16 protein-coding genes are annotated in these 20,395 nt (G+C 64.9%); 11 read left to right on the forward strand and 5 right to left on the reverse strand.

Annotation, left to right across the window (positions count from 1 at the left end; genetic code table 11):
• Positions 1-97: 97 nt before the first annotated feature.
• Both ACV7NN_RS15505 and ACV7NN_RS15510 read left to right on the forward strand, forming a co-directional pair.
• Positions 98-1,582 (forward strand): glycosyltransferase family 2 protein, encoded by a 1,485-nt coding sequence (locus tag ACV7NN_RS15505; RefSeq protein WP_463350454.1) that lies wholly within the window; start codon positions 98-100, stop codon positions 1,580-1,582.
• Between the two features lie 55 nt (positions 1,583-1,637).
• Entirely contained in the window at positions 1,638-2,690 is a 1,053-nt protein-coding gene (locus ACV7NN_RS15510) for a glycosyltransferase family 2 protein (RefSeq protein ID WP_463350455.1), read from the forward strand.
• On the opposite strand, the gene ACV7NN_RS15515 is transcribed toward ACV7NN_RS15510, so the two are convergent.
• Positions 2,687-4,075, reverse strand: coding sequence for a glycosyltransferase family 2 protein (locus tag ACV7NN_RS15515; protein ID WP_463350456.1), 1,389 nt, complete (start codon positions 4,073-4,075; stop codon positions 2,687-2,689). The genes ACV7NN_RS15510 and ACV7NN_RS15515 overlap by 4 nt on opposite strands.
• Positions 4,072-5,427, reverse strand: a complete 1,356-nt coding sequence (locus tag ACV7NN_RS15520) for a glycosyltransferase family 4 protein (protein ID WP_463350457.1) — start codon at positions 5,425-5,427, stop codon at positions 4,072-4,074. Before ACV7NN_RS15520 ends, ACV7NN_RS15515 begins: the two co-directional genes overlap by 4 nt.
• Positions 5,428-5,598: 171 nt before the next feature.
• Here ACV7NN_RS15520 and ACV7NN_RS15525 point away from each other — a divergent pair, with 171 nt between their 5' ends.
• Positions 5,599-6,366, forward strand: a complete 768-nt coding sequence (locus ACV7NN_RS15525; RefSeq protein ID WP_463350458.1) for an ABC transporter permease — start codon at positions 5,599-5,601, stop codon at positions 6,364-6,366.
• Complete coding sequence (locus ACV7NN_RS15530) at positions 6,279-7,103, forward strand: ABC transporter ATP-binding protein (RefSeq protein ID WP_463350459.1); 825 nt, start codon at positions 6,279-6,281, stop codon at positions 7,101-7,103. Before ACV7NN_RS15525 ends, ACV7NN_RS15530 begins: the two co-directional genes overlap by 88 nt.
• On the opposite strand, the gene ACV7NN_RS15535 is transcribed toward ACV7NN_RS15530, so the two are convergent.
• Entirely contained in the window at positions 7,100-8,422 is a 1,323-nt protein-coding gene (locus ACV7NN_RS15535; protein WP_463350460.1) for a rhamnosyltransferase WsaF family glycosyltransferase, read from the reverse strand. The genes ACV7NN_RS15530 and ACV7NN_RS15535 overlap by 4 nt on opposite strands.
• 24 nt (positions 8,423-8,446) lie before the next feature.
• Complete coding sequence (locus ACV7NN_RS15540) at positions 8,447-9,586, reverse strand: glycosyltransferase family 4 protein (protein WP_463350461.1); 1,140 nt, start codon at positions 9,584-9,586, stop codon at positions 8,447-8,449.
• Positions 9,587-9,781: 195 nt separating this feature from the next.
• Here ACV7NN_RS15540 and ACV7NN_RS15545 point away from each other — a divergent pair, with 195 nt between their 5' ends.
• From ACV7NN_RS15545 to ACV7NN_RS15560, 4 genes are all read left to right on the forward strand, one after another.
• Entirely contained in the window at positions 9,782-10,861 is a 1,080-nt protein-coding gene (locus ACV7NN_RS15545) for a Glu/Leu/Phe/Val dehydrogenase family protein (RefSeq protein WP_463350462.1), read from the forward strand.
• A gap of 25 nt (positions 10,862-10,886) precedes the next feature.
• Complete coding sequence (ddaH, locus tag ACV7NN_RS15550; RefSeq protein ID WP_463350463.1) at positions 10,887-12,113, forward strand: dimethylargininase; 1,227 nt, start codon at positions 10,887-10,889, stop codon at positions 12,111-12,113.
• A 407-nt stretch (positions 12,114-12,520) separates the two neighbouring features.
• Entirely contained in the window at positions 12,521-14,362 is a 1,842-nt protein-coding gene (locus ACV7NN_RS15555) for an ABC transporter ATP-binding protein (protein WP_463350464.1), read from the forward strand.
• Entirely contained in the window at positions 14,359-16,167 is a 1,809-nt protein-coding gene (locus ACV7NN_RS15560; RefSeq protein WP_463350465.1) for an ABC transporter ATP-binding protein, read from the forward strand. Before ACV7NN_RS15555 ends, ACV7NN_RS15560 begins: the two co-directional genes overlap by 4 nt.
• Before the next feature lie 165 nt (positions 16,168-16,332).
• On the opposite strand, the gene ACV7NN_RS15565 is transcribed toward ACV7NN_RS15560, so the two are convergent.
• On the reverse strand, positions 16,333-17,355 hold the full coding sequence (locus tag ACV7NN_RS15565; RefSeq protein ID WP_463350466.1) for a type III PLP-dependent enzyme domain-containing protein: 1,023 nt from the start codon (positions 17,353-17,355) through the stop codon (positions 16,333-16,335).
• A 196-nt stretch (positions 17,356-17,551) separates the two neighbouring features.
• Between ACV7NN_RS15565 and ACV7NN_RS15570 the strand changes: the two genes are divergently transcribed.
• Genes ACV7NN_RS15570 through ACV7NN_RS15580 form a run of 3 tightly spaced genes read left to right on the forward strand, consistent with a single transcriptional unit; the run spans position 17,552 to position 20,392 of the window.
• A complete protein-coding gene (locus ACV7NN_RS15570; protein ID WP_463350467.1) occupies positions 17,552-17,899 on the forward strand; it encodes a response regulator in 348 nt (115 codons plus the stop codon).
• A gap of 29 nt (positions 17,900-17,928) precedes the next feature.
• Positions 17,929-18,591 carry a LuxR C-terminal-related transcriptional regulator gene (locus ACV7NN_RS15575; RefSeq protein WP_463350468.1) on the forward strand — a complete coding sequence of 221 codons (663 nt, stop codon included), beginning with the start codon at positions 17,929-17,931 and terminating at the stop codon, positions 18,589-18,591.
• A gap of 10 nt (positions 18,592-18,601) precedes the next feature.
• Positions 18,602-20,392: a sensor histidine kinase gene (locus ACV7NN_RS15580; RefSeq protein ID WP_463350469.1), complete on the forward strand. Its 1,791-nt coding sequence runs from the start codon at positions 18,602-18,604 to the stop codon at positions 20,390-20,392.
• The last annotated feature ends 3 nt before the right edge of the window (positions 20,393-20,395 follow it).

The following is a 20,395-nucleotide window of genomic DNA, read 5'->3' on the forward strand; positions in this document are numbered from 1 at the left end:
CAACGACATTAGCCGGAGTTTGGGGTTCGGATATGCTTGGGCGGCGATTGGCGCTGGCAGAGCGTCCTACTGTCGTGTCTGCCTGGAGGAGAACTCAGTGAACGCAAACCCAGGTGTAACCGTGGTGGTACCCATCTACGGCGATCTACCGTCCCTTCTCGAGTGCATCGAATCGCTGAAGTCGACAGTCGATTTTTCGCGCCATAGCGTCATGCTGGTCAACGATGTCGGACCTGACGCGGATGCGATAGAGAGAGCAGTCCTGGAGGCGATCGATGGTGAGCATGGTTTCGCTTACCATCGGAATTCAAGAAATCTCGGGTTCGTCGGTACGTGCAACCGAGCGGCCCTCGAACTCGACGACAGCGATCGCGACATCCTGCTTCTCAACAGCGACACCGTGACTACCAACGGCTTCGTGGACGCCATGGAGGCCGTGTTGTACGCGGATGAGCGCCATGGTGTAGTGACAGCCCGGAGCAATAGCGCGACGATTGCCAGCATTCCGTACCGGCTCGCGGACCCGTCTGCCTCTCGAACCTTCGAGCGTACGCAAGCCGTGTATGACGCCGTGGCCACCCTGTTGCCTCCCTTTACGGTCGCTCCCGTGGCGATGGGATTCTGTTTCCTCACCCGGCGCGAACTCATACGTCGATATGGGTTGTTCGCACAGGAGTTCGCGCCCGGATATGGCGAGGAGAACGACTATTGCCTGCGGCTTAATAAGGCCGGCTATCTTTCTGTCATCGCAAATACGGCTCTTGTGTTCCACGAGGGATCGAAGAGCTTCGTGAGCGTTGGCCGAAACGAGCTTCGTGACGCACACGAGAAGCTCCTCGACTCCAAGTACCCGTACTATCGTCGCGCAGTGCGTTTTTACAACTACTTCTGTGTGTCCGCAGTCGAGTGGTTCGCCGACCTCGTCGTTCCGCGAACTGGAACGCCCAAAGTTGAGATTGAGCTTCGTGGCCTAAGCGAAGCAATCCCGCAGACGGGTCCGCGTGCGGAAGCGCTCATCCGCATCCGTGAAACCCTTGTCCCGCCATTGCTCGAGCAGTTTTCCGTTCAAGTCGTCGCCGATCCGGAGGACGCCGTCCTGCTCGGTCTCGATCCGTCGGTCGCGCGGATTGTCAGCGCGACTCCCGATCCGGTCGAGATCTTCGATGTAGGCATCGTTGTGGCCGATGGTCTGCACGGGGCGCGACTTGTCGAGTCGAATCGCCGTCACCTCAGAACGGTGGGCGTCTCGGTTCTGGAGACTACATCGATCGCGTGGTCACGGGAGATGGGGATCGGCGAAAGCCGTGTAGCCTCCCACGAACTCTTCACGTTCGCTGATTGGTGGATCGAGCTGGGCGGCGCGCATCGCGGCGATCCCGTTCGCCGCGCTTCGCTTTCCGGAACCGCTCCAACTCAGTTGCCGTCGCCCGCACAGGATCCGAGTGCCCTGCCCGACGCGATTTTCGCTGCGACCAGGGCCGATATCGATCCCGCTCTCATCGCTCGTCTGGAACAGCGATGGTCCCATTTCACTGCGGTAGAGCTTTACCTCGATCGCCAGCGCCGCAACGCCTCGATCTAGGATCGCGTCACACGTTGGAACGAAGGGTTTGATCTCGTACCGGTATGGTCTATCCGTGGTGAATGAAACGAATCCATCGACCCCGGGCGGCCGACGCCTGCGTGTGCGCGATCAACTAAACCAGATCATTGCAGAGCAAGAAGAGCTGCGCGCCCAGGTCCGGGCGCTCGCAGAGCTCATCCAGTCCACGGTCATCGGCGAGTTGCGGGGCGTCGACCACCATCTCGACGAGGGTGTCCGGCGGCTATCTGCACAGTCCGAGGCACTCGAAACGATGGCTGTCTCGCGTTTGGAAGCGCTGAACGACACTGTCACAGCATTGGATAAAACGGCCGAACGATCACTTCTGCTTTCGAAGTCCGCTCGCGATGGGACCGCCCTCGCGGCCGAGAGGCTCGCTTCGGCCCGCGCGCAGGGCGAATACGAACTGCCTTGGACAACGGACGACCCACTGGTGAGTGTTCGGATCGCAACGTATCAGCGCACGGCCGAGCTCATGTCGATCTCGCTTCCCTCGGTCCTCGCTCAGACGCATTCCAACCTCGAGGTGGTGATCGTCAACGATGGCCCCAATCCGGAAACGGCTGAGGCGTTGCGCAGGCTCGGGGACCCTCGAGTGATCTACATTGAAACCCCTCATCGCACCATCTATCCCGAGTCGCGCGCACATCGATGGTTCGTCGCGGGCTCGCCCGGGATGAACGAGGGCATTCGTCGGTCCACTGGACTTTGGGTTGCGCCGCTCGATGAAGATGATGCATTCGAGCCGGACCATATCGAAAGGCTCCTCAAGCTGGCGCGCGAGTCGCACTCCGAAGTTGCGTATGGCGCGCTGACGCAGCGGAATCTCGTCGACGGATCCGAGGCCCACATCTACAGTTACCCGCCTGAGCGGGGAGGATTCAGCTTCCAGGGCGCGCTGGTTCACAGTGGTATGCGATTCTTCCAGTACGACCAGGAGAGCTGGCTGGTTGACGAACCCGGAGACTGGAATCTCGCACGCCGAATGCTTGCAGCAGGAGTTCGGTTTGTCGGCGTTGACGAGGTCGTGGGTTTCCTCAACTGGGTTCCGTATACCCAGAAGTCCAAAACGAGGACCTCGAATTAGTGGCGCCTGGGCAGAACACGTCTCACGATCGCCTTCGACCAACCTACCGGCTGCGGCGCGACAGTCTCCGCGCGACGCACGATGCGACGGTGCCACGGCTCGCGCGGACTGCCCGCGTCATCCAGATAGCCGGGTTGTGATGTCACGGCTCGCCAGCGCGAGCGCAGAGCCTCAACATCCACCCATTCACGGCTGAACTGAATCACCTCGTCTTCGTCGGGGACGCGGCCAAGGTAGTTGTCCAGGTGAGGAACAGATAGTGCGTCCACGCTTACCCACCGTAGACAGGTTCGGTTTAGCCGTGGCACGCGAGAGCCGTCAGCCGCACCGCAGATGAGTGCTGCATCCCAGATTCCGTTGATATGTTCCGCGCGGCGCCAAGTCAACCCGGGGTATGCACGCGACAGCCGACGAATTGCTGGCGCTGGAGCGATTGCGGTGATGCGCACTGCTTGCGACCAATGCTGGGCGGTCTCGAGGAGTATCCGCGTCTGATCCGTCAACTTTCTCGGCGCTTGGTCTCCAACGTCGATGAGAACGCGCGCGAGAGCATCGCCCGGGAGCAGAGCATCAGCAAATACGTCGACAGGATCGCGCTCGATGTGGATATAGCGTTGGACCGAATCCGTGTAATCGGGATATCTCGACACAACAATCTTTTCGTGCGCCGACCGTAATGCCTCCCGTCGCGCGCCCTGAAAGCTCCTCCCGCCGAGGTGAAATACGACAACGCCGTGGGCAATCAAGGAACGATAACCTTGCTTGCCCACACGCAGGCAGAAATCGTTCTCCTCGCCATAGCCAGGCGCGAACACTTCGTCGAACAATCCGAACCGCCTGATCAGATCCCTCCGAATAAGAATGCAGAATCCCATGGCCACCGGCGATACGCCGCAGCTTGGGAGCATTGGACTAATCGCGGCATGTACCTCGGCTGTGCGCTCGACTGTGCGGCCGACGGCGGGATCGCGGAGAGCGAAGGGCAGACTCGCGATGGTGGCGTTGTTGCTTCGTGGGCAGACGGCCCCGTTCTGGTCTGATGCGTGGAGAACCTCTGCGAGGTCGTCCACGAAGCCTGAAGTCGTGAGGGTGTCACTATTCAGTAACAGGATGTCGTTGCTCGTCTGGTCCAGTTCGAAGACTGCTCGGTTGCAATTGCCGACAAAACCGAGGTTGGACGGATTGCGTTCGTAACGAAAGCCGGGCTGGCCTGTGATCTGCGATTGGAGCGCGACTTCGATCGCATCGGCGTCCGGCCCGTTGTCGTTGACGAGAAGGACACGGTGCACAGTCTGGTCGACGTTTGCAATTAGCGAAGCGACGCACGTCGTTAGGGATTCGAGGTCACCGTAGACGGGGACGATAACGGTAACGGGATGGGTCATCGCGCGAATCTTCTCCGTATCGCTGCCGCAGGTCTTATCGCAATCGCTCTGAGTCTGCCAGGGAGCCGGGTGCGGATGAACTCGAGCGTTATACGTCGCCGTCTGCCAGAGGAAGCAAAATAAACTTCCGGCAGCGAGAACCAATACCGTGCGGCATTAGGGAGGCGATAAGGGGTGGCGGAGGCGGTTTCGACCAAGCGCGCAATAGCGGCCTGATTACTGAACTCATGCGTCAGTAGCGTCGTGGCCCGTGCGGCGGCGGCGTCACCGTGTGCACGGATCAAAGCACGATCGCGAGCATACAGTTCGAGGAGGTCGGCAAGCTGCGTTGTGTCGGCAGGATTGAAGAGATAGCCAGTTACTCCCGGTTCAAGTAATTCGGCACTTCCGCCACCCTCAGAAGCGATGGTCGGCTTACCACTTGCCATGTACTCAAGCGTGGTCCGCCCGAATGCCTCGATCCCAGAAGGTGTGACGCAGATATCCGCCGCGGCGATATAAGGGAAGGGTTCGGCCTGCTCGCCGGCGATCACGAGCATGTCGGCGACGCCAAGCGCCGACGCACGTTCCCGGAGTTTCATGTCGTAGTCAGGTTGCTCCTGCCCGCCGACCAGGCACAGGCTCGCGCGGACGCCGCGTTGGGCAAGTATGCCCAGGGCATCGATAACTCGCCACTGGCCCTTGGACTCGGCTAGCCGCCCGACCACTGTAATAGCTAGGCCGGGGTTCGCACCGAAGGGCATGACAGCGGGATCGGCCTTGGACCGGGACGCGACCTCCTCGAGGTCGATCCGCGGGTACACGACATTGATGGCCGACGCGTCGATGTACTGACCGACGTGGTCTCGAAGGGCAAGCGAGTTGGTGAAAACTGCCTGCGACAGGAGAGCGATGTCCTCGAAGGTATTCCTCCGCCCGTTTTGGAACGTCAGCCCGTGGTCCAGATCCCCGTACTCGCGAATGAACCAAGCGTGCGGGATTCCGAGAGTTGCGGCAGCGAAAGCGCCCCAAGGAGCCACGACCGTGTTGGTGACAACCAAGTCGGGACGACGCTCCTCCATCATTGCAATGATCTCCAGTGTGGAACGGTAGTCGTCATTGGCGAAATACATCACCTCGCTTGAAGGCGGGTTGGGCGCCGGAATCGTCCAGCCGCGATAGCGGAAAGAGCGATACTCCCAACCTCGCTGCTCGATTGCGTCGACGAACTTGCCTCGCGGCGCCTTGGTGATGAACACAGCTTCGAAATCGGGGTCGCTTGCGTACCAGTCCTGCACTAAGGTGATCAGCGATCGTTCCGCGCCCCCGAGGTTGACGGGCGCGGTCGAATGGTTGACGAAGTAGACCAGCACGGTCTTCGAGTCTAGCCGCCCGGCCGATGGCACTCAGCCGATGCCCAGAACCGGGCGCGTATGCTGGGTTGGTTTGCCCCGTATGGCAACGATCCCCCTGAGTGAAAGTCCGCGCCTGTGAATTATGTGAGTGAGCTATGGGCATCCCGCGAGCTTCTGGCGAATCTGGTCATGCGCGACGTGAAGGGCAAATACCGGCGAACAGCTCTGGGGCAGCTTTGGTCGCTCATCAACCCGCTGGCGACCATGCTGGTCTATACCCTTGTCTACTCAATAATCCTTCGCGCTCGACCTGCTGTCGGGCATCCAAGCGGTCTGGACATCTACCCGCTTTGGCTGATGTGCGGGCTGCTTCCGTGGACCTTCTTCGCCCGCGTCGTCAATCACGGATTAGCGTCAATCACCTCGAACGCGCAGCTGATCAAAAAGGTCTACTTTCCGCGAATGAACCTCCCGTTCGCAGTTACGGGATCAACCGGGTTCACCTGGCTCAATGAGATGGCACTTCTCACCGTCGCGCTCTTGATTTTCGGCGGCGGCGGGGTCCTTCCATGGTTGCCCTTTGTCGTCTTCTTCATGATCCTGCTCGCCCTCTTCGCCACAGGCGTGGCAATGGCGTTGGCAATCGTCACGGTGCATTTCCGCGACATACAGCATTTCACGACGATCGCTCTGCAGATGTGGCTGTATCTGACGCCGATCATCTACCCGCTCGCGCTCGTGGAGGAAGCGGCCCGCACCCACGGCCATTACCTCTTGGTGATCTATCGTCTTAATCCGATGGAGCGCTTTGTGAGCGTATTCCGTGACCTGTTGTACGACAACCGCTGGCCACCGCTCGATGATTCAATGTGGTGCGTGGTCTGGGCGGTGGGGATGTTCGCGATCGGCAGCTTGGTGTTCGCGAGGAACGAGAAACGATTGGCGGTGTTGTTGTGAGCTCAGATGTTGCCGTTTCGGTAGAGAACCTCTCACTCAAATACCGGCTTTACCGAGAGCGAAACAACTCGATAAAGACAGCGCTGCTTCGTGGACGTAAAGCAATCTACGAAGATTTCTGGGCGCTCAGGGACGTGACGTTCGACGTCCCGGCGGGAACGACCTTCGGCCTCATCGGGCAGAACGGTTCCGGCAAGTCGACACTTCTCAAATGCCTGTCGCGAATCCTTTACCCCGACAAGGGCGGGTTCACGGCGAACGGACGAATGGCGGCACTGCTAGAACTTGGTTCAGGCTTTCATCCCGAACTCACGGGCCGCGAGAACGTTTTTCTGAACGGCTCCATTCTCGGAATGAGCAGGAAAGCGATCGCGCGCAAGTTCGACGAGATCGTAGAGTTCTCCGGTATCGAGAAGTTCATCGATCAGCCGGTCAAGAACTATTCGTCGGGTATGTACGTACGGCTCGGGTTCGCAATCGCGATCAACGTCGATCCCGACATCCTGGTCGTCGACGAGGTGCTCGCCGTTGGCGACGCGGCTTTCCGCGAGAAGTGCGCTCAGAAGTTCCGCGACCTCAAGGCGAATGGTCGAACGGTGATTCTCGTTACTCACTCGATGGCGATGCTCAGTGACATGTGTGATACGGCTGCGTGGCTCGATATGGGCGAACTCAAGACGGTCGGAGACGCCGAATCGGTCATCGCCGCGTACGAGGCTTCGATCGCGCAGAACTAAGCCTCAAGCCGCTCTGCAGCGCGGACCATGACCTGCTCAAGCGGCGCGCCCATCAGCCCGTCCGCGACCGGGAGATATTCCGCCGGTTCAGCGTTCCACGATGTACGCACGGCAGCGACCAGGGCCTTCGCAATGCTTGCAGTGTCGGTCGGCACTGCACGTATCCGGGGATGAAGTCCATTCCTGTCGGCCGCAAAGTCGTTTGTGATCGCTTCAGCCCCCGAAATCGCCGCATCGAACGGGGGATGGCTGGGGTGAGGACTCTGCTGAAGGGAGAGGGCAACATCGACTGTCGGGAGGAATTTGAAATAGTCCTCCCAAGGAAGTCTGCCCTTGCTGGTGAGAACGCCGCCTCCGGCGAGGGGTACGTCGTCGTGCGATTCGCCGAGTGAGAAGAACTCGACCCGCCTCATGTCAGCGCCGAGTTCTAGTGCTGCTGCCCGCACCGCGGACACGCCAAGCTCGAAGAGGTTGCGCTGTTTTGTGCGTCGCCCGTAGAAGAGCACGCGAGCACTCGGAGTCCTGACGCGTTTTGAAGCGGCCTCCTTGAGGCGCTCGGTTTCGAAATGCGGCGCAAAGACCAGATCGGCGGGAATGCTCATGCCCGCATGGTGTGTCAGGTAGTTCCACAGGGGCGTCGAGTTCACGATCGGCACGAAGCCGGCGCGGTAGGTCGCTTCGGCGAGCACCGATTCCGTCGACCAGGCGCTGAACCCTGGCTCGTAGTCCTGGATCAGGTAGGCCACCCGGCGACGATCGATGACTCCGATCTCGCACGCCACCTGGAGGGCGTGCGCCGTCTTGGAATGCGTGGCGAGCCAGTAGTCCGCGGCGCCGTACGGCTGCGACCTGATGGACTCGCGCGTGACGACGGAGACGGGGATGGAGCCGACGATCTTCTGCGCTGCCCCGGTGGCCGCCGCCCGGGAATTGTCCGTCGACGTCGGGTCGAGCATGACCAGGCGGATGTCGACGCCCAAGGCCTCGGCGAGTCCTGCCGCGGCAGTGAGCGCGGTGTGGATGCCTGCGAAGACCCCGGCCGTGCGGACCTCGCCGACCACGACGTTGAGCGCGCGCGGGGTCGACTCGTCGAGACGGATGCCGGTGAGGGCAAGACTCGTCTCCGCCAGTCGCGCGTACGGCGCAGCAATCGGGGGAGCGGCAACCTCGTCGTCGCGCACGAGGGCATCCCGCCGCCGATCGAACCCGTCGACCTTCAGAGCCTCGCGCAGTCGCGCACGCTGCGCTCCGCTCGTCAGGAAAGCGCGATTCGCCTGAAGGAGATCAGTCGCTACGGCGGTCAGGTGCTTGAGGTTCACGATACGACCGAGAGTACCGGACGGTCAGGCGAGGTCGCCGCGCGCGCTCGCATAGGCGGTCAGGTGCGCAAGAGCCGTGGAGTTCCAGTCGAACTGGGACGCCCGGACGATCGCGCGCGCCGACATGTCCGTCCGCACGGCTTCGTCGGCAAGCACTGCACGCATCGTCTCTTCGAGCGACGCGGAGTCGGCCTCGCTGTAGACCACGGCGTCGCCGCCGACTTCTGGGATCGCGAGGTGCCTGGTGGTGATGACGGTCGCGCCGCACGACATCGCCTCGACCACTGGAAGCCCGAATCCTTCGCCGAAGCTCGGATAGACGACGGCGAGTGCTCCGCCCAGCAGTGCAGCGAGATGTTCCATGTCGACGTACCCCAGGCGGTGGACGCCGGACGCGGGGGTGAGCCGGTCGAGGCGCGCGAGAGCCTGGACGTCCCACCCTCGTGCTCCTGCGATGAGGAGGCGTGGCGCATTCGCGCCGAGCTCGCTGCGCAGGGATTCGTAGGCGTCGAGCAGAGCGCTCACGTTCTTGCGCGGCTCGATCGTTCCGAGGAAGGCGAACCACTCCTGGCCGTCGGGGATGTCGTGGGCGTCGCGGAACTCGTCGAGCTGCTCGGGTGTCGGCGGGTGGAAGCGCGAACTGTCGACGCCGAGATGCGCGACGGAGACGAATCCCTTCGGTTCGCCGAGGAATCGCGCGAGTTCGCTCGCGGTGACGGCGCTGGGCACGACGACGGCGTCCGCAGACTTCCAGGCCATTCGCATCCAGCTCCGGAAGTAGACGCGCTTCAGGGTCGTGTGGACGAGGGGATGGCTGAAGAACGTGGCGTCGTGGAGCGTGACGATCCGGTGTCCCCGCCAGCCGACGGGAAAGCTGTAATGCGGCGAGTGGACCATGTCGACGCGATGACGACGGGCGATCGCAGGGAGCGAGAACTGTTCCCACAGCATCCGGATCGGCCGGGCATGCACGGCCGGGGACGCGGGGATGATCGTGGCCCACGGCACGATCGCCTCGATGGTGGGGGCGTCAGAGCGCTGGCACGCGACGAGGAGTTCGATCGACTGCTCGGAGAACCCCTGGAGCACGCCGTAGATGTACCGGGCAACGCCGCCGTGATCTGCGGGGATCGCGGTTGCGTCGATCAGCACGCGGACGGGCAACGGGTTCCTCTCAGGGAGCGATTAGTTGCCTTATGGCAATGATGTGAACCTCCTCAATCTACGCAGTTAATACTCAGGCTTCAAACTCAGCACACCTTTGTCGGGCAGTTCCCGGCTTCGCGTGGAAGATGGCAAAATGGAACTCGGCCCACCAGGCCGTCCACTGCACTGTCACGATCCCACGAGGAGACAATGATGTCCGCCATGCCCATCGACCTGACCGCCACGACCGGCGCCGACCTTCCCCACGAGCGGGTGCTCGTCGTCAAAGGCGAACGGAGCGGTCTCACCATCAGCATCGCGGTTCATTCGACCGTTCTCGGGCAGGCGCTGGGCGGATGCCGTGTCTGGACGTACGACAACTGGGTGGAGGCGTTCAACGACTCGCTGCGCCTCGCCGAGGGGATGACGATGAAGAACGCTGCCGCGGGGCTCAATCGCGGCGGCGGCAAGACGGTGATCTACGTTCCCCGTGGGACCGTGCTCACCGCCGAACAGCGACGCGACGCCATGCTCGATCTCGGTGACGCGATCGAGAGCCTGGGCGGCGCCTACATGACCGCCGAGGATGTCGGCACGTCCGCCGAGGACATGGCCGTGGTCGCGACGCGCACCCGCAACGTCTGCGGACTCCCGTCGTCGGAGGGCGGCGTCGGCGAGCCCAGCGATGCGACCGCGGCGGGCGTCTACGCCGGGCTGCTCGCCACCCTCGAAGAAGCGTTCGGAAGCCGCGAGGTGGCAGGCCGTCGCATCACGATCCTCGGGCTCGGCCATGTCGGCTCGATCCTCGCGATGCGCCTCGCCGCCGACGGAGCGGTGCTCACCGTCACCGACGTGAACCCGGTCAAGCGCGCGCTGGCCGAGACCCTCGGCGCGACCTGGGTGGAGCCGGAGGCGGCGCACCGGGTCGAAGGCGACCTCTTCGTGCCTGCCGGCGTCGGCGGTGTTCTCACAGACGAGGTGATCGACGAACTCCGGGTGAAGGCCGTCGTCGGTCCCGCCAATAACCAGCTCGCTGCCCGCAGCGGTGCCGAGCGGCTCCGTGCGCGGGGGATCATCTGGGCCCCGGACTTCGTGGTCAACGCGGGCGGCGTGATCTTCCTCTCGATGATGAACGAGGACGAGCCGTCGGCCGAGGCCACGCGCGAGCGGGTCGACGCCATCGGTGACATCGTCTCGCACGTGTTCGCCGTCGCGCGTGAGCGTGGAATCACGACGCTCGAGGCAGCGGACGACATCGCGCTCGCGCGACTGCGCGAACCAGCCAACGCATAGAAATGCTCCGCTAGGGTTGATCCTCATGACCAACTCGCTGGGCCGCAGGCTCGTCGCTTCCGCCCTGTCCGCCTTCGTCGTCGCCCTTGTCGTGCACGGAGCGGTGATCCTGGCGTACACGATCGGGTACCTCGGTTCCACGAACGGGCCCTCGTTCGAGCTCGTGAAGGCAGTGAGCAACTTCTACTCGCTGGCAAGCGTGTTCGTCTTCGTCCTGCTCACCGTCGCGGGCGTGATCGGTGCGTTCAGCCGGTGGTGGACGGCCGTGATCGCGGGTGTGGTCGTGGGGATCCTGGCGCCGTATCTCAATACGGCGATTCAGGGTCTCTCGAACGGAGGCAAATTCTCGGGCGAGCTGCTCACGTTCGCATTCGGCACGCTCACGGGAGCGAACCTCATCGTCATCGCGCTGGTCGCGGTCCTCACCTCGACGTTGGGCTTGTGGCTGTACAGGGCCGTCATCGACTACTCGGGACGCAGCCGTGTGGGAGAGCGGATCGCCCTGGTGCGCATCCCGGCCTCCAACCTGGTCGACGGACTCACCACCCACATCGACCGCGAGCCGGTGAACCCGGAGCTCGCCGACCAGCAGTGGGACGGCTACGTCGCCGCCCTCGCGGCGGCCGGATGGGAGACCGTCGAGGTTGCGCCGGCGGATGCGCTCGCGGACTCCGTCTTCGTCGAGGACACGGCGGTCGTGTTCGGTGACACGGCCGTGATCACGCGTCCGGGCGCCGACTCGAGGCGGGATGAGATCACGGGAACCGAAGCGGCGCTGCAGGCCCAGGGGCTCGCCATCGAGCGCATCCAGGAGCCGGGCACCCTCGACGGCGGCGATGTGCTGAAGGTCGGATCGACCGTCTTCGTCGGTCGTGGAGGCCGCACGAACGCGGAGGGCATCCGGCAGTTGCGGGCGATCGTCACGCCGCTCGGCTATGCCGTGGTCGCGGTCCCCGTCACGAAAGCGCTGCACCTGAAGACCGCCGTCACGGCGCTGCCGGACGGCACCGTTATCGGCTATGCACCGCTCGTCGACGACCCGTCGGTCTTCGGCCGGTTCCTCGCGGTGCCCGAGGCGCACGGGACAGCCGTCGTGGTGCTCTCCGACGACACGGTGCTCATGTCGGCGTCCGCACCGCAGTCGGCGGCCCTCGTCGCGGACCTCGGCTACACGGTCATCACCGTCGACATCAGCGAGTTCGAGAAGCTCGAGGGTTGCGTCACCTGCCTGTCCATCCGCATCCGCGGCTGACGAATTCCCTCCGGAATTCGACCTTGCACTCAGCGGCCTTGCAGTTATAAGCTGTAAGGCTGCTTCGGGTCGGAAACGACCCTCCGCGGCCACCGACGTGAACAACATACGGGCTCAGGAGGACGCCATGAAGACAGAGATCACCACCACACCGACCGCGGTCGTGTTCGAGGGTGCTGTCACTCGCGCCCTCCGGCAGCGTCCGTCCATCCGCCCGGCACTCGAAGCGGCCCGGTAACTCCCAGAGACCACCGCTCTTCCGGCCCCAGGCCGGCGATCGAACCGGGTCCGCGACGGACCTGCCAGCACCGCACCCCACGGCCAGCGCCTCAGCGCGCTCTTCGGCGCTTCGCCGACCTCACGTACCTCACACAGCTTCCACCCCAACCGCAAGGAACCGGTCTCCCATGTCCGCACCAGCTGGTCACCAGCATCCACCGCGAGAATCCGCGCCCACCCTGAGCACCTTCCGCACCATCATGCGCATCTTCCCGTTCGCGAAGTCCGCGCTGCCGCGGATCGTGCTCGGGATGGTCGCAGCGCTTCTCGCAAGCCTCGTCGCGCTGTGCATCCCCCAGGTGCTGCGCTGGCTCGTCGACGGCCCGCTCGCCACCGGGGACGCCTCGCAGGTGTGGCCGGCCGCTCTGCTCGTCGTCGGCCTCGGCGCCGCCGAAGCGGTCTTCATCTCACTGCGTCGCTGGTTCGTCCTCACCCCTGGCACCCACGTCGAGGCGAAGATGCGCAACGGCCTCTACGCCCAGCTCCAGGACCTGCCCGTCGGCTTCCACGACCGCTGGCCGAGCGGCCAGCTGCTGTCGCGCGCCGTGAGCGACCTGAATCTCATCCGCCGCTGGATCTCGTTCGGCCTCGTGCTTCTCGTTGTGAACGTCATCACCATCGTGGTCGGTTTCGGCATCCTGATCGTCTGGAACTGGCTGCTCGGCCTGATCTTCCTGGTCTGCTCGATCCCGCTGTGGATCTACGGGTTCATCTTCGAGGGCAAGTACTCGACGATCGCCCGTCGCAGCCAGGACCAGGCCGGTGACCTCGCGACCGCCGTCGAGGAGTCGGTGCACGGAATCCGCGTGCTGAAGGCGTTCGGTCGCGGCAAGCACGCGCTGAAGAACTTCGAGTCGCAGGCGGAGCAGCTCCGCGGCACCGAGATCGAGAAGGCGAAGGCCATCGCCGGCATCTGGCTGTGGCTGCTGCTGGTTCCGGACATCGCGTTCGGGCTGTGCCTTGTGGTCGGCGTCTGGCTGGCCGCCCAGGGCGAGCTGACCGTCGGCGAGCTTGTCGCCTTCTTCGCGACGGCGACCGTGCTGCGGTTCCCGGTCGAGTCGATCGGCTTCCTGCTGTCGATGACCTTCGACACCCGCACGGCGGCGGACCGGTTCTTCGACGTGATGGACACCGTCAACACGATCACCGACCCGGAGAACCCGAAGACGATCGCGGAACCCCACGGTGAGCTCGTCTTCGACGATGTCCACTTCCGCTACCAGGATTCGCCGGAACGCTTCCCCGACCTGCTCGACGGCATCGACCTGCGGGTCGAGCCGGGCGAGACCATGGCGCTCGTCGGGCTGACCGGGTCCGGCAAGTCGACCCTGACCGCGCTCACCACACGCCTCTACGACGTGACCGGTGGAAGCATCCGGATCGACGGCGTGGATGTCCGTGACCTCACCCGCTACGACCTGCGCCGCCATCTCGCGATGGCGTTCGAGGATGCGACACTGTTCTCCGCGTCCGTGCGCGAGAACGTGCTGCTGGGCAGGGACGACCTCGACGTGCACTCGGTGGAAGCGGATGCGCAGCTGACGGAGGCGCTCGAGATCGCGCAGGCGGGCTTCGTCTACGACCTCCCTGACGGAACCGAGACGAAGGTCGGTGAAGAAGGGCTCAGCCTGTCGGGCGGGCAGCGCCAGCGGCTCGCGCTCGCTCGTGCGGTCGCGGCCAAGCCGTCCGTGCTGGTGCTCGACGACCCGCTCTCAGCGCTCGACGTCGACACCGAGGCGCTCGTCGAGGCAGCGTTGCGGCGGGTCCTCGCGGCGACGACCGCTCTCGTGGTCGCCCACCGCCCGTCGACCGTCATGCTGGCGGACCGTGTCGCGCTCCTCGAAGGCGGGCGCATCACGGCCGTCGGCACCCATCACGACCTGCTCGCGACCAGCGAGCACTACCGATTCGTCATCTCGAGCCTCGAGGACGAAGAGACCGAAGAGATTCTCCAGGAGGTGAACCTGTGACGACCGTACTCGGAGTCGAAGGCGAAGAACGCAACGACTTCACGAAGACCGAGAGCCGGCAGATCCGGCAGCGCTCCCTGCGTCTGCTGGGCTCGTTGCTGCATCCCCTGCGCATGCGCCTCGTGCTGACGGCGATCGTGGTCGTCGTCAGCACGGCCGCGCAGGTCGCGGGACCTGCGATCATCGCGTTCGGCATCGACAACGGCCTGCCCGCGCTGATCGACAACAATTGGTACCCGGTCGCTCTGGCAGGCCTGGCCTACCTCTTCACGGGCGTGATCGGGGCGACCCTGATCGCCTGGTACACCGTGCTGAGCGCGCGCATCAGCCAGGCGATCCTGATCGACCTGCGCAAGCGCGTCTTCCTGCACACCCAGAGGCTGAGCCTCGAGTTCCACGAGTCGTACACGTCTGGCCGGATCATCTCGCGCCAGACGAGCGACCTCGACTCGATCCGCGAGCTGCTGGACTCGGGCATCAACCAGCTCGTCCAGGGCTTCCTGTACATGCTGTTCATCGCGATCGCGCTCTTCACGCTCGACTGGGTGAGCGGCGTCGTGCTGGTGTGCTCGTTGCTTCCGCTGTACCTGCTGACACGTTGGTTCCAAGTGCGTTCGCAGAAGCTGTTCCGCATCTCGCGGGTCGCGTCGGCGAAGCTGATCGTGCATTTCGTCGAGACGATGACCGGCATCCGCGCCGTCAAGGCGTTCCGCAAGGAGAAGCGCAACGAGAAGGAGTTCGGCGGCCTCGTCGAGGAGTACCGCGACGTGAACGCGCGGGTCATCCAGCTGTTCGGGATCTTCGACCCCGGGCTCGTGATGATCGGCAACGTGACGGTCGGCATCGTGCTGCTCGTCGGCGGCTTCCGGGTCGCCGATGGGCAGATGGCGATCGGTGCGCTGCTCGCGGCGTTGCTGTACACGCGGCGTTTCTTCGACCCGATGGAGGAGATGGCCATGTTCTACAACTCCTACCAGTCGGCTGCTGCTGCGCTCGAGAAGATCTCGGGCGTCCTCGAGGAGGCGCCGACCGTTCCCGACCCGGCCCGGCCGGTGGACCTCTGGGAGTCGCGCGGTCACGTGTTCTTCGACGACGTGCGCTTCGCGTACAAGAAGGACCGCGTCATCCTTCCCGACTTCACGCTCGACATCCCGGCGGGGCAGACGATCGCCCTCGTGGGATCGACCGGTGCGGGCAAGTCCACGCTGGCGAAGCTCATCTCGCGGTTCTACGACCCGTCGAGCGGCACCGTCCGCCTCGACGACGTCGACCTGCGCGACCTTCACCCGAAGGACCTGCGCCGAGCGATCGTGATGGTGACCCAGGAGGCCTACCTGTTCAGCGGGTCGGTCGCGGACAACATCGCGCTCGGCAAGCCGGACGCGACGCGGGAGGAGATCATCGAGGCCGCAGCGGCCGTCGGTGCGGATGACTTCATCCGCGGACTCCCGAACGGGTACGACACCGATGTGAACAAGCGAGGAGGGCGGGTATCGGCCGGCCAGCGCCAGTTGATCTCGTTCGCGCGTGCGTTCCTCGCGAACCCGTCCGTGCTGATCCTGGACGAGGCGACGAGCTCGCTCGACATCCCGAGCGAGCGCCTCGTGCAGCAGGCACTCCAGACCCTGCTCGCCGACCGGACCGCGGTGATCATCGCCCACCGGCTGTCGACCGTCGCCATCGCCGACCGGGTGCTCGTGATGGAGCACGGCCGGATCGTCGAGGACGGCACACCCGGCGACCTGATCGGCGGCACGGGTCGGTTCGCCCAGCTGCACGCGGCGTGGAGGGACTCGCTGGTCTGACCTTCCGCCGTGCGGTCGGCCCGCCGGCGCCATATGCACGACAGAACGCCCTTCCCGAAGCCTGGGAAGGGCGTTCCGTTTCGCAACTCGCGTTGCGTGAGGTGCTGGCGTGGAGCGGTGGGACCAGGTGCTCCCGCCACCAAGGCTGCGGAGGGTGGGGTTGAGTCAGCCCGCCGCCGCCCGGGTCTCGAGGGTCTGTCTGCCGGGGTGGAAGATGCGGTGCCCGGTGTCGGCGAGCACCCGGAAGAACGCTCCTGGCTCGTCCTTACGGCTGTCGGCGATCACGAGGCTTGCGCCCGCGTCGATCGACTCGCTCGCGGCCGTCGGGTCGATCGTGCCGCGGGACGTCTCGGTCACGAGGGTCAGGCACCGGCCCGCGACCAGACGGCCGGGTTCGGCCAGCAGCGTCAGCCGGTCCTTCATGGGGAGGAGCAGAGTGCGCACGGCGCGCGCCATCTCTGCGAGTTCGACGGCTGAGCCGTGGGTCGAAGAAGGAAAATCGACGCCGAGGTCGAGCACCTGGAACCGGCAACCGAGAGCGGTCTCGAGCTCGACCATCAGGCCAAGTGTGCGGGCGATGGCCGCTGCGTACGGCTGCGGGCCGCGCCGGCCGTCGAGATGCAGGCTGAATCCGTCGATCCGCACGCCGAGGCTGTCCGCGAACCGCACCGTACTCGCCGCTTCGTCGATTCCGACCCCGCGGGGGATCGCTGGAACCCGGGTTTCGTGCGGGTCGGGAAAGCGCAGGCGCAGGATCAGCACGGTGTCGTCCGGGTAGCCGATGAACTTCTCGAGCTCGGCCTGCGAATCGACCACGAACAGGCGCACGCCGGCGTTGTAGGCGGCGAGGAGATCGTGCGGATGCTTCACCGGGTGCGTGTGGACGACCCGCACTGGATCGACCCGGGAGGCGAGGACCGCCGCGAGCGCGCCCTCTTCGGAGACCTCGAAGAATCCATCGCACTCGGCGATCGCCGTGATCACGGCAGGATGGGCGAGCGCGCTCGCGTCGTAGTGGAACCGCACATACGGGAACGCCGCCTGCAGTTCGCGATATCGGATGCGCGCCCGGTTCGGGTCGAGCACGAGGAGCGGGGTGCCGAATCGGCCTGCCAGTCCGTCCAGTCTGTCTGGCTCTGTTCGCGTGTGCGCGCCGGACCTGCCGGTTCGTCGTGCCTCGGCGTACATCTGGACTCGCTCTCCACTCGTCGTGCGACCAGGGGGATCCGGCGTGTCGGGTCACGCAGTGGATCCCTCGGGTTCCTGGTCGGCGCACTATCGATGCTGCTCCTGCCGGCGCAGCCGGGCATCGGAGTGGTCACCCCATTGCAATGCGTGCTAGCTCGGATGCGCGCTGTCCGTGCCGTTGACGAGAATCGATGTCATGAACCTGCGTGTAGTGATCGTCGACGACCACGCGCGCTTCCGCGAGCAGGCGAGGGAGCTCCTCCAGCTCGAGAAGTTCACGGTCGTGGGGGCTGCGGCGACAGGGCTCGGCGGTCTGGAACTCGCTCGCACACTCAACCCGGATTTCGTACTCCTCGACATCGGACTTCCCGATACGATCGGATTCGACCTCGTTCCTGCGCTCCAGGCGTCGGGCGTCGCCGTCGTGCTCACGTCGAGCCGGGCGATGCGCGACTATGGGACACGGGTGGAGGACAGCGGGGCCGAGGGGTTCATCAACAAAGAGGAGCTCACCGGCGAGGCGATACGCAGCGTTCTGGGGTGACCGATGGTGGTGCCGCGAAGGGGGTCCGGGTGACCGACGTCGTGAGGGTGGCGATCGCTGACGACGCCGTGCTGCTGCGGGAGGGGATCGGCCAGATCCTCCGGTCCGGCGGCATCGAGGTCGTGGCCTCGGTCGGGTCAGCAGAGGAACTGCTCGCTCTCACCGAGGTGGACGACTCGCTGGATGCGGTGGTCCTGGACATCAAGATGCCGCCGACGCACACCGACGAGGGCCTGCGCGCCCTCGAGGAGTTGCGTCGCCGCGGCTCGACCGTCGGCGTGCTGCTCCTGTCGATGTACACGACGGCGGCGTACGCGATCCGGGCCATGAGTGTGGGAAGCGGCACCGGCTACCTCCTGAAGGACCGGGTCGCCGACGCCGACACACTGGTCCGTGCCGTGCGCACGGTTGCTGCGGGGGGATCGGTCGTGGACAGCGAGGTCGTTGCGGCGCTGGTCGCGGGCCGGGTGTCGGGTAACGCCCTGGACGCGCTCTCGGAACGCGAGCGCGACGTGCTCACCCTGATGGCCGAGGGGCGATCGAACCAGGGGATCGCATCCGCGCTCCATCTGAGCCTGCGCACGGTTGAGACCCACATCGGGCACATCATGTCGAAGCTCGACGTGGAGGACTCGGCCGAAGGCCACCGGCGGGTTCTCGCGGTACTGCGCTATCTCGGCCACGGGGCCTGAGGAGAGGCGGATGGCGCGTCACTGGCTCCGCGGGATCGCGGTCGCGATCGCTGTCGTCGGCAACGTCGGCGGGCAGCTCACCGGCCTGATCATCAACGACTACGGCGACCGCCAGCACGGCGTCGGCTGGGATGTGACCTTCGTCGTCGTCGGCCTCGTCTACGCCGTCTGCGCGCCGATCGCGTGGCGGATCGTCCCGCGGCCATCTCCGGGCTGGTTGATGGTCGGCGCCTCGATCTTCTGGTCGGCGGGCTCGTGGGGGCCGATGGCGCGGTCGGTCGGATGGGTGTGGCCGGTCGTATCCGGCGTGACGGACCTGTGGGCGGTGCTGGTCGGCATCCTCGCCCTGTGCTATCCGTCAGGCAGGCTCGCATCCCGGTTCGACCGTGGGATCGCGATCGCGGCGCTCGGACTGTTCACCATCCGTTTCGTCGGGATCCTCCTGGTCTATGCGCCGGCGGCGAGCGACTGCGGATGCGTCCCGAACTTCTTCGCCGTCTTTCCCAGCGCTGATGTCGACCGCGTGCTCGGTGCGGCCTGGCGGCTCATCGGAGTGTCGTTGATCGTGACGGTGGCCGTGCGGCTGGCGATCCGCTGGTTCGGCAGCACACTGCCCGCCCGCCGGGTCGCGTTCATCATGCCGGTGGCCCTGCTGCTGTGGGCGTACGCCTCGGTGCAGGACGCGATCGGCTACATCTTCGGCCTGCAGGTGCCGGAGCCCTTCGAGTTCATCCCTCCTTTCGCGATCGCGCTGGTGCCGATCAGCTTCATCGCCGGCGTCATGTACACGCGGGGCCTCCGCTCACGGGTCGCCGACCTCGTCATCGTCGCGCGCGACAAAGTCGACCGCGAGCTCTGGGAGAAGAGCCTCGCCGACTCGCTGCGTGACACATCGCTGCGCGTCTACTGGTGGGATGAGCACACCCGCGGCTACGAGACCTCCGACGGCGAGCCGATGCCGCACGACCTGCCCGTGGCCCGACCCGGCCGGTCGACGCTCGCAATCGGACCGGAGGACGACCCGATCGCGCTGATCGAGCACGATGTGGCACTCAGCGAGGACACCCGGCTTCTCGACGCCGTGTCGAGCGCCCTGCTGCTGTCGGTCGACAACGATCGGCTGCGCGCCCGCCTGGAACGGACACTGCAGGAGGTGCGAGAGTCGCGACTGCGCATCGTCGAGGAGGGCTACAACGCCAGGAGACGGCTCGAGCGCGATCTCCACGATGGATCGCAGCAGTTGCTCGTCTCCCTCGCGATCGGGCTGCGGATCGCGACCTCCAAAGCGCAGGAAGCGGGGAATGCGGAGGTGGTCGAGGATCTGGAGCGCTCGTCCGCCCAGCTGGCGGAGGCCCTCCGGGAGCTCCGCGAACTGGCCAGGGGCATCCATCCCACGGTCCTGACCGACGGCGACCTGCGATCGGCGCTGTCGGAACTGGCGTTGCGGAGCCACGTGCCCGTCGCGGTGACCGTCGCGTTCGACGAACGCCTGCCGGAGGTGGTCGAGGAGACCATCTATTTCGTGGTCGCCGAATGCCTGACGAACACGGCCAAACACGCGGATGCGCGCAACTGCAGCGTGACGGTGGCGCTGTCAGGCCGGACGGTGTCGGTCGTCGTGAAGGACGACGGGCACGGGGGCGCCGTCGTCACGGCGGGAGGCGGCCTGGGCGGGGTGCGCGACCGCATCGAGGCCGTGGACGGTCACTTCGAGATGCAGTCCGTCGCAGGTCTCGGCACCATCATCGAGCTCACCATCCCGGTGCACTCCGACGCACCGGTTCCCGTCGCGGACCGGTGAGGG

It is taken from the genome of Leifsonia sp. Ger2509 (assembly GCF_055231915.1).

Coding starts and splice junctions, on each gene's coding strand:
- ACV7NN_RS15565 (WP_463350466.1), bottom strand. CDS start 17,355: ATGTACGCCGAGGCACGACGAACCGGCAGGTCCGGCGCGCACACGCGA.
- ACV7NN_RS15580 (WP_463350469.1), top strand. CDS start 18,602: ATGGCGCGTCACTGGCTCCGCGGGATCGCGGTCGCGATCGCTGTCGTC.
- ACV7NN_RS15555 (WP_463350464.1), top strand. CDS start 12,521: ATGTCCGCACCAGCTGGTCACCAGCATCCACCGCGAGAATCCGCGCCC.
- ddaH (WP_463350463.1), top strand. CDS start 10,887: ATGACCAACTCGCTGGGCCGCAGGCTCGTCGCTTCCGCCCTGTCCGCC.
- ACV7NN_RS15570 (WP_463350467.1), top strand. CDS start 17,552: ATGAACCTGCGTGTAGTGATCGTCGACGACCACGCGCGCTTCCGCGAG.
- ACV7NN_RS15545 (WP_463350462.1), top strand. CDS start 9,782: ATGTCCGCCATGCCCATCGACCTGACCGCCACGACCGGCGCCGACCTT.
- ACV7NN_RS15525 (WP_463350458.1), top strand. CDS start 5,599: ATGCGCGACGTGAAGGGCAAATACCGGCGAACAGCTCTGGGGCAGCTT.
- ACV7NN_RS15515 (WP_463350456.1), bottom strand. CDS start 4,075: ATGACCCATCCCGTTACCGTTATCGTCCCCGTCTACGGTGACCTCGAA.